This window comes from Cupriavidus necator A5-1 (assembly GCF_000744095.1).
Classification (GTDB): Bacteria; Pseudomonadota; Gammaproteobacteria; order Burkholderiales; family Burkholderiaceae; genus Cupriavidus; species Cupriavidus necator_A.
The window spans coordinates 425694-437738 of sequence record NZ_JQLI01000004.1 but is presented as its reverse complement, the minus strand read 5'-3'; the positions used below and the strand labels follow the sequence as shown (position 1 = coordinate 437738).

General features: G+C 61.4%; 7 protein-coding genes and 1 pseudogene. 2 read left to right on the top strand and 6 right to left on the bottom strand.

The genetic code is table 11. The annotated features are described in order from the left end of the window. Positions 1 to 44 precede the first annotated feature (44 nt). On the bottom strand, positions 45 to 1127 hold the full coding sequence (locus tag K307_RS23895) for a transposase (protein ID WP_042883261.1): 1083 nt from the start codon (positions 1125 to 1127) through the stop codon (positions 45 to 47). A 739-nt stretch (positions 1128 to 1866) separates the two neighbouring features. On the opposite strand from K307_RS23895, the pseudogene K307_RS23890 reads away from it, so the two are divergent. After that, positions 1867 to 2873 (top strand): annotated as a pseudogene (locus K307_RS23890) (tyrosine-type recombinase/integrase); the annotation flags it as partial. A 646-nt stretch (positions 2874 to 3519) separates the two neighbouring features. Here the strand turns inward: K307_RS23890 and K307_RS46515 are convergent. The 5 genes from K307_RS46515 to K307_RS23860 form a co-directional block, all read right to left on the bottom strand. Beyond that, positions 3520 to 5124, bottom strand: coding sequence for a carboxylesterase/lipase family protein (locus tag K307_RS46515; RefSeq protein ID WP_230626081.1), 1605 nt, complete (start codon positions 5122 to 5124; stop codon positions 3520 to 3522). A gap of 435 nt (positions 5125 to 5559) precedes the next feature. Then, complete coding sequence (locus K307_RS23880) at positions 5560 to 6909, bottom strand: MmgE/PrpD family protein (RefSeq protein WP_042883259.1); 1350 nt, start codon at positions 6907 to 6909, stop codon at positions 5560 to 5562. Positions 6910 to 6917: 8 nt separating this feature from the next. Further along, positions 6918 to 7898 carry a Bug family tripartite tricarboxylate transporter substrate binding protein gene (locus K307_RS23875; protein WP_042883258.1) on the bottom strand — a complete coding sequence of 327 codons (981 nt, stop codon included), beginning with the start codon at positions 7896 to 7898 and terminating at the stop codon, positions 6918 to 6920. Between the two features lie 1307 nt (positions 7899 to 9205). Next, entirely contained in the window at positions 9206 to 9883 is a 678-nt protein-coding gene (locus K307_RS23865; protein WP_051975148.1) for an HpcH/HpaI aldolase/citrate lyase family protein, read from the bottom strand. Between the two features lie 104 nt (positions 9884 to 9987). Then, complete coding sequence (locus tag K307_RS23860) at positions 9988 to 11253, bottom strand: IS256 family transposase (RefSeq protein WP_042883256.1); 1266 nt, start codon at positions 11251 to 11253, stop codon at positions 9988 to 9990. On the opposite strand from K307_RS23860, the gene K307_RS51165 reads away from it, so the two are divergent. Further along, positions 11162 to 12001 carry an IclR family transcriptional regulator domain-containing protein gene (locus tag K307_RS51165; RefSeq protein WP_080745201.1) on the top strand — a complete coding sequence of 280 codons (840 nt, stop codon included), beginning with the start codon at positions 11162 to 11164 and terminating at the stop codon, positions 11999 to 12001. The two genes, K307_RS23860 and K307_RS51165, sit on opposite strands and share 92 nt — an antisense overlap. The last annotated feature ends 44 nt before the right edge of the window (positions 12002 to 12045 follow it).

Sequence of the window (12045 nt, the reverse complement as noted above, 5' to 3'; positions counted from 1 at the left end):
GCGATCGGACTAGCGTGTCCAGCAGGACAAGGCAGGCCGGTCGTTCAGTTTGGCTTCAATACCCGCAGCCGTAGAAGCTCGATGTTCGCGCGGCCATACATCTGGCGCTTGAGGAACTTGAGCCGGTTGACGTGACCCTCGGTCTGGCCATTGCTCCATGGCAGCCTGAAGGCCGCCCGCACAGCCGGTAAGTCGGCGCGCAGGCTTTGCGCGAACCTACGCATTTCCGCAGCGTCGCAGCGCGACAGACTCTTCAACCATCGATCGAACTGCCACGGACTTCGCCGGTGCATGAGCCCGAGAAACTCCCGCGCGAGGCTGCGAACCTCGCCCACCACGGGTTCGATCTTGTACAGCGCCTGCACGAAGCGCTCGTGGTCCGCGCTCCTGGGCTCCTCGACGGCGAGCTTCCTCCATCCGACAAGCCATCCGAACACGCGCCGGACCGACGGGCACGGCATCGTGCGCACGGGTGCCTGGAGAAGCGGTACCTTGCCCTGCGGAAAGAGGGGGCGGACCACGCAATTCTGCACGGCGGCGCGACTGCCCGTATAGCCTCGCTGCTTGAGTTCTTGCCAGATCAGTCTCGGACAGCGACAGCCCTGGGCGATTCGTTCCTCGATATAGCTGCGATAGGGATCCAAAGGCGTCGGACCCCGCGCCTTGGGTGCGCGCTCGGGGAAGGCCCCCGCGGTGATGAACTTGCGCACGGTTCGATGGTCGCTTGAGAGCTCGCGCCCGATTCCTTTCATCGTGCCGCCCTGGGCGCGTAGCGCCATCACCCGCTCGTACAGCGCCAGCCGCGTGGCGCGTCGCTGATCGCTCAGGCGCTGCCATGACCGCAGTGAGGTGCCGCTCAGCAACCCCTGCCGGCCCAGGGTCACGCCACCGACCTCGCCTTGCTGCGCGGCTTGGCGCAGTTGCGGCCCGAGTCGGTACAGCAACCTCTCGACGTTGTCGCGCAGGTTGCACAGCAGATGCCATCGATCGGAGACTTGCTTGGCTGCCGGCAGCGCGATGTCGACCGCCTCGGAGTAGGCCCCGGCCCGGTCCCTGGCGACGATCTCGATCGATGGGTGCGCACGCATCCATGCGGCCACCGCAGTTGTTTCCCTGCCGGCGAACACTTCGATCGGCTCACGTCGCTCCAGGTCGACGATGATCGTGCCGTACTGGTGACCCGCGCGATCGCCCAGTCATCGATGCCGACGACCCGCGGTCGTGGTTTGCGCTTGCGCCCAGGAGTTCGTCGCAACTTCCGCAGCACGGTGTCGGCACTGGTGCGCAACCTCAAGGCGTTAGCAAGCCGGGCTGCCGCCTCACCACCGAGGGCGTGGCCCAGCGCGTACAACGCCCGAGCCTGCGATCGCGTTCGACGTTGATGCCGACCGGCCAAGGCGTGGATGTTCTCGGCAAACGTACAACGGGGGCAGCCGGCGTTCGCGCACTTGAAGCGACGCACCTCAACGGCGAGAACGACCCGCTGCTCGAGCATCGGTCGTTCTTCCAGACTGCGCACATAGCTGCCGTGGAGTCGGTTACTCCAACGACGGCAGGCAGTACAATGTGCCGCGCGAACCGTACTGCGGGCTTCGACAGTGATGGTCTCCCGTCGCGCGTCGCTGGAGACGACGCGCTTACCCACACGGGCGAGAATTTGATCGATCCCACCGAGAACTTGGCTCATTGTAACGATCAAATGGGGCCAGATCGGCCCGAGATCAAGCCCTCGACGCAGCCGTCACACAAAGTGCGGAAGACCCACATTTCCTTCGTTTCGAGTGCAAGTAATAGTGTCAATTCGCCCTCCGGGCTTCTATGTACAGCGCGGGTTTCGGCGGGATTCCGGAGTGACAGAATTACTTCGTTCTACGGCTGATCCTGTGGGCGGTGCTGCAGCTCGGCAAGCCGCTGTCTTCACTGACGCACGAGGACCTGCTCGTCTATGAGCGCTTCCTGGCTGACCCGCAGCCGGCCGCGCGCTGGGTACTGGCCGGCAGCAAGAAGCTCGCACGCAGCCATCCGGACTGGCGCCCCTTTGCCGGGCCGCTGTCGCCCGCCAGCGTGCGCCACGCGATGGTGATCCTGAACGCGCTCTTCGCCTGGCTGACCGAGGCCGGCTACCTGGCCGGCAACCCGCTCGCGCTCGCGCGGCGCCGGCGTGCCCCAGCCGGCCGCGCATCACGCGCTATCTGAGCCACGAGCTGTGGGCGACCGTCAAGGAAACCGTCGAGGCGATGCCGGTCGGCACCGTGCGCGAGGGCCTGCATGCGGCGCGCTGCCGCTGGGTGCTGACGGCGCTCTATCTGGGTGGGTTGCGCGCTTCGGAAGTCACGAGCACGCCCTTGGGAGCGTTCTTCTGCCGGCGCGACGCTCAGGGCATCGAGCGCTGGTGGCTGGAGGTGACCGGCAAGGGCAACAAGACCCGGCTGGTACCGGCCACCGATAAACTGATCGCCGAACTGGCGCGCTACCGCCGCGCCCACGGACTGCCGCCTAGCCCGCAGCCTGGGGAAACGCGCCCGCTGGTGCTGCCCATTATCGGCCGTGAGGCGGGTCGCGACAAGGCCCTGTCACGCGGAGCGCTGCATCTGATTCTGAAGGAGGTATTTGCCATGGCGGCTGCGCGCCTGCGCGCGCGCGGGCCCGAGTGGGAGGGTCAGGCTGCGGTGCTGGCCAGCGCCTCGGCCCACTGGCTGCGCCACACGGCAGGCTCGCACATGACCGACCAGCAGGTCGACCTGCGTTTTGTGCGCGACAACTTTGGCCATGCCTCCATCGCCACCACCAGCGGCTACCTGCACAGCGAAGAGGATGCACGGCACGAGGCCACGCAGGAGCGGCATCGCATCGGATGGACCAACAAGACGTGAAATGCGTCCCGGTTGAAGCGCGCCCCTAGCGTTTCCGCGCACCGATCGAGGGGGCCTTCCGAGCCTGACGCTCATCCTGATCGCGGCCCTACTCTTCAAGCTTGGACAGCATGCTGATGGAATCACCGCAATTCCTCGCCGCCTGGTCAATCGGTATCCCTTCCCCTGCCCGGCTTGCTCGAACGCGATCGCCCAGTTGGTGAATGGTGCGAATCGTCGCGCGTTAAGGTGGAGTTGGATCAGGTAGTTGTCGCGACATGGACCCTCCCGGATTATTTCATGATCGTGAAACTATACTCCGCGACGGTATAACTGCTCCGCCGCACCGATCGGACGGCCTCATACAGGCCAGCATTTGCGGTCGAAGTTTGAATACGGCAATTAATTGCATTTTAGAATCAGCCAGTCTTCAGAATGTTGGTCCTATTAATGAGGCTTGTCGGCCAACGACGAGCATATCGTTACGCGGTCTAGCCCGCATGGCGCAGGGCAATAGATGAACACGGTCATCGCTGGCATTCCCATCCAGCCGCTTCGGCATTGCACGAGGTGGAGGGTCGGGCTGGATAGGTGCTTGGGCACAATACAAGGAGGCATCCCGCTGCAGTCCCGTCCTGGCGCATTCGGCGTAAGGCTGGCGAATCTCCTACTCGTACTTAGGGCCACTTGCCGTGGATCTCGGGTAAGGTCCGGATAAAGTACCAAAGCCTTGTTCTGCCCAGAACTTGCATTTGTACCGGGAGAAGAAGTCGAGATCTGCCCGGACATTATGAGAATCAAACCTCATTACCGCCTGCTTATCCGGTTGGTAAGCCGGCCAATTTGGCAATCCTTCCCCGTTAGGATCACCCTTGCGCGCGAAATTCGTCCAGTACCGGATCATCAAGTCAGAAACGGTACGCTGCGCGGTCGTCAGCTCGCTTTGATGGAAGAGATACGACAACTCCATAGTATGAGCTGCAGCGATCAGGTTCCCCGGCGCATTGAATATCGGCGTGGGATAAGGCGCGCTCCTGTCAGCGAACTCGTACGCATACAAGGAAACGTGAGGCGCCGCCAACTGATTGGCCAAGTGGAGATTGCACAGCCCGATGCGGTTGTTGGTGACCATACCAGAATCGCTCAAGGCAGCGCTCAACGCATAGATAGGCGCGGGGTAATCTACCAGCGGATACTGCGCTTCAATCGCCGATACCCGGGAGTCGCCGAAGTAACTACTCAGAATGGCGCGATACTGCTCTGCACGAACTGCCTCACGAGATCCTCCATACTGGAGCGCCAGTTGAAACATAGCCTCGTCGCGGGTCGAACCCTGCATCAATGGGACCCGCGTGAACCTTCCCGATGCTATTGCCTCACGCATAGGAAGTGGAAAGGCTCCTCCCCCCCAGGACGGCTGAGCCGAGGCCGTGTCAGATGTGGCACCTTGCTCCTTGCCAAGGACTATGCTCGTCGGCAGGGCACGCAGACAGGGCAGCGGATTCGGTTGTGTGCACCCAAGCTGTACAGCAATGTCCGCGCCCTTGTCTTCGGACGCCCTCAGAGATGGGTAAAACTGCCATTGGCAAGGGCCACTCTGCGAAATGGCCCGATGAAACAGACCACGCGCCTGAGGCGCTGCCAAGAGAACGCAAACGGCCTGTGCCCCGCCAGATTCTCCGAAGATCGTTACGTTATTGGGATCGCCTCCAAAACTTCTAATATTCTCCCGGATCCAACGGAGCGCCTGCATCTGGTCCAGCAAGGCATAGTTGCCAGAGCCAAGCTGAGGTTCCTCAGCGGTGAGCTCCCTATGGGCGAGGAACGCGAAGATATTCAGGCGATAATTAATGGAAACGAAAACGACAGGTTCCCCGCGTGTCACGAGCCAGTCCGCGTTATACTCGTGAGCGGCCGAAGTACGCTGGCCCCCGCCATGGATAAATACCATGACAGGGAGGCCGCGAGCGAGTCGGCGATGAGGTCTCCATACATTCAAGTAGAGACAATCCTCATTCGTACTAGCCAAGCGGCCGGTCTGAGGGCATGGACTGCCTGGGCCGAACGCGTCGCGCACACCTGACCATGGCGTCGCAGGCCTCGGCGCTCGCCAGCGAAGCTCGCCGACGGGCGGTGACGCATAGGGTATGCCCTTGAATACATCAACAGCGTCATCACCTGAAACCTTGCCGCGGACAGTCCCCGCAGCGGTATGGGCAATGACATATTCGGGGCTGGCTGCGAGAGCAAGCCGCGTGACACCTGCCGTCATAGCACAAATGGCAAGGCAAAGAACGAACGCCGACAGGGCTTGACAGTGGGCGCGTGGATACCAAGACATTCGCTTCCTCGTCTTCGTATAAAGGATTAATTCGTCACGCGCGTTGACCAGCGGAACCATGGCAATCCGCCGTTGGACACGTGTCAGGCGCTCATAGGAAAGCCCCAGACAGCGCGTTAACGTCTTACAGTTCTTCGCGTCACTGACTGAAGCGCGACAAATCCGTCGACATAGCTTTTAGCGCGGACATGGACGATTTCATGGCGGCCAGCAGAGGCGTTCTGGATCAGCACAGGAAGTGCCATCGCTTTGTCCAGCCAGCAACTACTGCGGAGCGTCCTTGCCTACACGGTAGTTGCAGACCTGGGCGCTTGGCACTCGAGCCAGGGCGCGCCAGCGGCGCCCCGCTTCCGCACCAAGCGCCCCTCAACGCGCCCGAAACGCGTCCAGAAATTCGTTGACGTCCTCCACCTCATCCAAACGCTGCGCCACGGCCAGCATTCGGTCCACGTCGCATTCGGGGAGACCTTCGTGCCACTTTTCCGCGAGTTCAGGCCAGGTGGCCCCTCCGCGTTTGCTGTGACCACGTGGATAATCGACACGCGCGGACAGGGAGGCGCCGTCCACGGTAGTGATGGTTACGATGGAGCCGCGCCCATCGGGCTGGTCGCGGTCGAGATCGGGATGACCACGCAATGTGATACGCTCGCGCAGCCGCGCAAACCCCGCATCGGCCAGCACCTCGGGAAACGGCGATTCCCGTAGCTTCAGCCCTCCGCGCACGAGTGCCGCGCTCAGCATGTCTTGCAGACAGATGTTGTGCATATCCCGGTTGTCTACGACTTTCATCGTGTTGGTCGGCATACCGACGTCGACGGCCGCGATCTGCTCGACACGAATGCCGTGCGTGGTCACCATCTTGAGGGCAGCCTCCACGGGCGCATGGATCGGATAGCCTGCGTTCACGAATTTGAAATTGGCACCCATGATGGCGAACTGCTCCCCCAGCCCACGGGTCACTGCCTCCCGCTGCCCCTCAGCGCCCCATGCATGCAGCACGCCATACGGCGCGCCGACGATGTCCTCATGGCCTTCCAGTCCTGCGCGGGCCATCAACGCGCCGCTCACACCCGCCGAAGCAAACTGGCCGTTGCACAACGACTTGCTGATGTGCCGCTTCTCTGCATAGAACGAGGCGAGCGCGTTCGTGCTGAAACTTGTGAGCGCCAGCGCGTGGGCATGGCGGGTGGCGTCGAGCCCGAGCAGTCGGCTGGCCGCAGCGGCACAGCCGAACGCATAAAGGAAAGCGGAATCGAGGCCGAAGCGGTCTTTGACTCCGTAGAGCTTGCCACAGGCCTCGACGATGCGCACACCAACGTCGTACCCGAGCACGACAGCGTTCACCAGTTCTGCACCGGTCGTCCGTTGTTTCTCGGCCATGGCGACGGCAGCGTGGACGATGCTGGCACCGGGATGCCCTCCCACCACATGCGCGCCATCGACCTCCTCGCCATGGCCCGCAGCGCCGTTGGCCAGCGCCGCGTTGGGCGCGGACACGCGTTGGCCTGTCGCGTAGATGCGCGCTTCTGGTGGGCCGCCGGCCTCAGAGGCGTAGCGCGCACCGAGATCGCCAGCGAGGCTGCGCCGCCCAAAGTAGGAACATGCAATCTCGTCGACGATCACCTGCTTGGCACGCTCCCGCACATTCGCGGGAAGGGCGTCGTATGTGGTGGATGCCGCGTAGCGGGTAAGCGTCGTAGTCAGAGTCTCAGTCATTATTCGCCTCAGTCTATCTTGATGTTGGCAGCCTGGATCAGCTTGCCAACCTCGTTCGTGTCGGAGCGCATCATGGAAGCCAGTTGCTCGGGGGTCGACACCAGTGGCTCCACTCCGGCGTCTTCGAACTTCTGCCGGATTTTCGGTGAAGCGAGCATCTTGGAGATTTCGGCGTTGAGCCGGTCCACGATCGGCTTTGGCGTGCCGGCCGGGGCGAACACCGCGTACCACACCTTGTGGTCATAGGCGGGCAATCCGGACTCGGCGAAAGTCGGAACCTGCTGAAGATTCGGGACCCTTTTTGAACCCGTCACAGCCAGCGCCTTGAGCTTACCCGTCTTCACTTGCTGAGCGATCGTCAAGGGCGTCCACAAAGAGACCTGGTACTGGCCGGATATGGCGTCGGTCAGCGCAGGGCCAGCTCCACGGTAAGGGATGTGCACCATGTTCGTTCCGGTCAGCAGTTTGAACTTCTCGAGTCCCAAGTGCGATGTACCGGCATTGCCTGAAGAACCGTAACTGATTTGGCCCGGATGGGACTTGGCATAGGTAATGAGTTCGCGCACCGAGTTGACCGGCATGGACGGATGAACCGCCAGCACGAAATGGGTGAGCCCCACCGTTCCGACGGGCACGAAGTCCTTGGCCGGATCGAAGCTCTGCTTGGCCAACAACGGCATGGTGAGGAAGGCATCTGTTGCGAGCAGCAAGCTGTAGCCGTCCGGAGCGGAACGGGACACTGCGTCCGCCGCCATGGCAGTATTTGCGCCAGGACGGTTTTCCACCACGGCCGGCTGGCCCATGCTTCCCTGCAGCCAGTCCGCAAAAAGTCGGGTGATGGTGTCGGTGCTGCCGCCGGGCGGAACGCCGACCAACACCTTGATGGGCTTGCTGGGATAAGGCCGCTGGCCGCTTTGTGCGGCAGCCAGCATGGTCTGGAAGGCGACCAGGCTGGCGACAAGGATTTTCAGAACGGTGAATCGGAACATGGTTGTCTCCTGCTCTTTAGTTCATATATACGATCGATATATCGCATATACGTATTTGTTGCCACTCTAAGGGGCAGGAATGTCTCTGTCAATATTGTTTTTCGCGAAGCCGCAGCGGTCGCAATTTGCGCACCCGGTATTTGTCCACAGAAGCAACGCGCGTGACGCGCCATAAGTCCTCATAGCGCGTGCTGTGGAGTTCCCAAGGCTAGGTAGACGCGTTGCCCATCACACCTTCCTCGCGTTCGCTTGCACACCCCTACGACACCGAAGTCTCGCCCGACTTCGTCAGCTCGGCGATGGATGGGGTCTTGGATTGAGGTCAGTGCCTCTCAGGCCTGTGCGCTGAAGGCGATGTACTCCGTAGAGGTTCTTCGCCTTACTGCTGGCGAGGTCCGCGTAGACACCAAGAGTCACACTTTTACTTGCAGACTCACCGGGTGTACTCGCCTTCACCTTTTGCAAGCCCATCCCAAACCGGGTAATAGACCACCCTGCAAAGTACTCAGAGTTGAGTAACCGGCGCACCCAATGCGTTTCGCAGCGGAGACAGCGAAATCGAATCGCCAGGTCTGAGTGGGCCTGAAGGCTCCCGTCCAAGCCATCCCTCTCCAGCCACCGATGGGGTGTGTATCGACGCCTATCAAGGTAGGGGTCGCTACAATCCAGACAAGGTTCCCCGTCAATTTTCTGTGGGATGGCATGCCCCTTCAAGCCGGGCCTCTCCGCCTGAGACCTATTCCAGCGACGGACCACAGCCCAAAACAGCGCACTCAGCGCCCGCTCATTGAGTGCCTCGCGGGCATGTCTGTTCAATTGCAGATGAGCCAGCTCAAGCACGCCTAATTCCGCAGCGCATGCGATCCATATCAGCTGGCCTCGACCTTCTTCCGTTGTAATATGACCCTCCACAACCGAAGACAGACGTTTCATGTAGTTCCCGTCTCCGGCTTCAGAAGCCTCCTTCTCGGCCTGCCGACGCGCGACTCTTACTTCCGCTAGCAACGCCGATATGCACTTGGTTGGCTGACTCTTCGTCATAGCTCACATCGAGCGTGCTTCATAAGGGCACACCACACGCTAAAAAAGAGAACCCCCAATTGTTCCGGTGGGGGCGCGAGCTCCTGGCGAGGCACTAGCTTCCCGCAAGTATGGAGACATTGTCCATCAGTCGAGACCTGTGGCGCAAACCGATGGAAGCGTCAAACCCGACTATCCTCCCCTCGCCATTTCCGATCACTCAATTTTCTCAGTCGTTTCCATCGATGCGGCTGAGGATCCGATGCGCTAGTCGCAGGTGCGGCCGATCAAGCATCGCCCCCCCCAAAGCGGACAACACCCGCGTGCCTTGCCTTGTCGAATGCATCGACCACGCCCCGGGCCCAAGCTACTTCTTCTGGTTGTGGCTCGAACACTCTGTTGATGCTGGCGATATGCGATGGATGTGCAGCGGCCTTCGCCGAGAAGCCGTCTCGTTTCGCGAGCAGCGCCTCCGCTTCGATCTGGACGTCGCTGGACAGGTCGGTGCTCACCGCATCAATCGCCTGAACTCCGGCCTGCGCGGCGGCCAACAAGCAAAGCGTTCGCGCTACCGAGAATGGCGGCGTAAACGTTCCGGCACTGACGGCTTGTAGCGCCCCTATATCCGCAGCCAAATCCGCAACACCCCAGATCAGCGCTGTCAGCCGTAGTGGGGGATTGTCATATGATGCCAACCCCAGCACACCGGCTGCTGACTCGGTCGCCATGGCAATTACTTCAGTCTTATGGCGGCCGTCGAAGTACACCTGCTCCAGCGCCTCAAGGAAGTCGCAAAGCCGATACACATCGCCGATTCCCTTACACTTTGGTAGCACGACAGCATCCGGAGCGTGGGGGATTACCGCCTGCAAGTCCCTTAGAATATGCCCTGTATTCAGCGCATTGATTCGAACACAAACAGCGGCGTCTATCTGTTCCCGCCTTGCCTTCAGGAATTTTCCCAACCGCTCTCGAGCCGAGGCTTTTTGCTCATCGGCGACAGGATCCTCGAGATCGAAGACAGAGATAAAGTCAATTGTGGTGTACGGGGGGTGATCGTGGCCGATGGTCAGGCGGCGAGCTTCTGCTGATCCAGCGGATTGTCTTGCGCCGGAGCCCCGTCCTTGAAGGGGATCCCCTTCAGGAGCAGTTCGATGTGTTCGGCACCGTTGATGCGGCGCCATGTTTTCTCGGCTTCCTCGATCAGCTTGAAGGCCAGGCCAAGGAAGGTTGCTCGTGACACACAATTGCGCGTGCGCGTCGTGCGGTGACGCACGGTCGCGAAGGTCGACTCAATCGCGTTCGTCGTGCGGATGTGCTGCCAGTGCTCGGTCGGGAAGTCGTAGAACGTCAGCAGGCTGTCTCGATCTTTGGTGAGCACGCTGGTGGCCTTGGGGTACTTGGCGCCGTAGATCGTCACAAAGCGATCGAAGGCAGCATAGGCATCTGCCCGGGTGGCCGCCATCCAAATCGCCTGCAGGTCTGCCTTGGCGCGGCCGTGCTGGGATTTTGGCAAGGCGTTCAGGACATTGCCCATCTTGTGGAACCAGCAACGCTGGGCGCGCGTGGCCGGAAACACCTCCTCCAGGGCAGCCCAGAATCCCATGGCGCCATCGCCGACCGCCGCCAGCGGGCCAGCCTGCAGGCCGCGGGATTTCAGGTCCAGCAGTACTTCTGCCCACGATGCCTTCGATTCCCGATAGCCGTCACCGATCGCCACGCGCTCCTTCCTGCCGTCGGGCGTAACGCCGATGATCACCAGCAGGCATTGCCCGTCCGAGCCTTCGCTGCGCAGACCCGTGTGGATGCCGTCCACCCACCAATACACATAGCGCGCCGCCGACAGATCACGCTGATTCCAGCTCGCATGCTCGTCTGCCCACTGCGCCTTCAATCGGCTCACCACGTTGGCCGATAGCCCTTTGGCATCCTCGCCCAGCAGCACCGACAGCGCCTCGCTCATGTCGCCTGTCGAGACTCCCTTCAGGTACAGCCAGGGCAGCGCCGCACTCACCCGCGGCGACTTCCTCACATACGGCGGCACGATCGCCGAGTTGAACTTCACGCCGGAATCGGACCGGTCGCGCACCTTGGGCACCTTCACGGCAATCGGTCCAGCGCCCGTCAGCACCTCGCGCTCCGGGAGGTAGCCATTGCGAACCACGGCGCGCTGCCCGCTCAACGTCTTGACGTTACTGAACTGCTCAAGCAGCTCTGCCAGCTCCACTTCAATCGCCTCCTGGATGACCCGCCGGGCCCCGCGCCTGATCAGCTCCTCGAGCCCAAGCCCGATTTCCGATAGACCGACTGCTTCTTTCCCTTTATCCTTGCTCATGGTGGACCTTTCTTGTGCTGGTTTCCGATCTCGACAATCAGATTCTCAGCGGAAAGCTCCACCGCCCTCTACTCCGCGCCTCAAATTCCCCGTCCGTACACCAGTTTCGACTTTAGCTCGTACCCTGGTCAAGGTGGGATACCTGGACTACGACGCAAACGCCGTCGCGTACCGGCTAGGCCTTTGTGTGCTGTCGCTGCAACCAGCTGCATTGGCAGGAACCCGGTTGGCCGAGGACATCGTTCCGCATATGGCGGAGCTGGCCAATCGGTTGGGCACGCGAGTGTTACTCACGGTATATGAGAGCTATGGCCTCACTGTCGTGCAGCGCGCATGCACCAATCCCGACATTCCCGCACCGAGCTATGTAGGCTATCGATATGCGCTTCCGCGACGGGCCATGGGGCGGGCGTACATGGCTTCTTGCAGTGATAACGAGCAGGAAAAGATTGTTGCGCATCTGGCGCATGGCGACGACGGCAAACTGGGCACGTTGCGCAGCGAATTCGACCACGCAATCCAGTCGTACCGCAACCAGGGCTATTGCACCTCTCTTGGGGAGATCAGGCCCAGCAATCACAGCATCAGCGTCATGCTGAACCTTGCGCACCTTGGCCGGCGCATGACCCTTTCCTGCGGCGGTCCTGCGGATCAACTGCCAGAGCGGATCCTGCACCAACGCGTCGCGCCATTGCTCATGCAATGCGCCGCCACCATTGAGCGCGTGTCGGCAGGGTTAGCGCATTGAGACTTGCCTCGGGGGTGCCGCCAGGGCGCGGCGGCACACCCCCG

Bases quoted from the DNA above. Each gene is read 5' to 3' on its own strand.
- K307_RS51165 (WP_080745201.1), top strand. From the start codon at position 11,162: ATGACCCGCCGGGCCCCGCGCCTGATCAGCTCCTCGAGCCCAAGCCCG.
- K307_RS23860 (WP_042883256.1), bottom strand. From the start codon at position 11,253: ATGAGCAAGGATAAAGGGAAAGAAGCAGTCGGTCTATCGGAAATCGGG.
- K307_RS46515 (WP_230626081.1), bottom strand. From the start codon at position 5,124: ATGACGGCAGGTGTCACGCGGCTTGCTCTCGCAGCCAGCCCCGAATAT.
- K307_RS23875 (WP_042883258.1), bottom strand. From the start codon at position 7,898: ATGTTCCGATTCACCGTTCTGAAAATCCTTGTCGCCAGCCTGGTCGCC.
- K307_RS23880 (WP_042883259.1), bottom strand. From the start codon at position 6,909: ATGACTGAGACTCTGACTACGACGCTTACCCGCTACGCGGCATCCACC.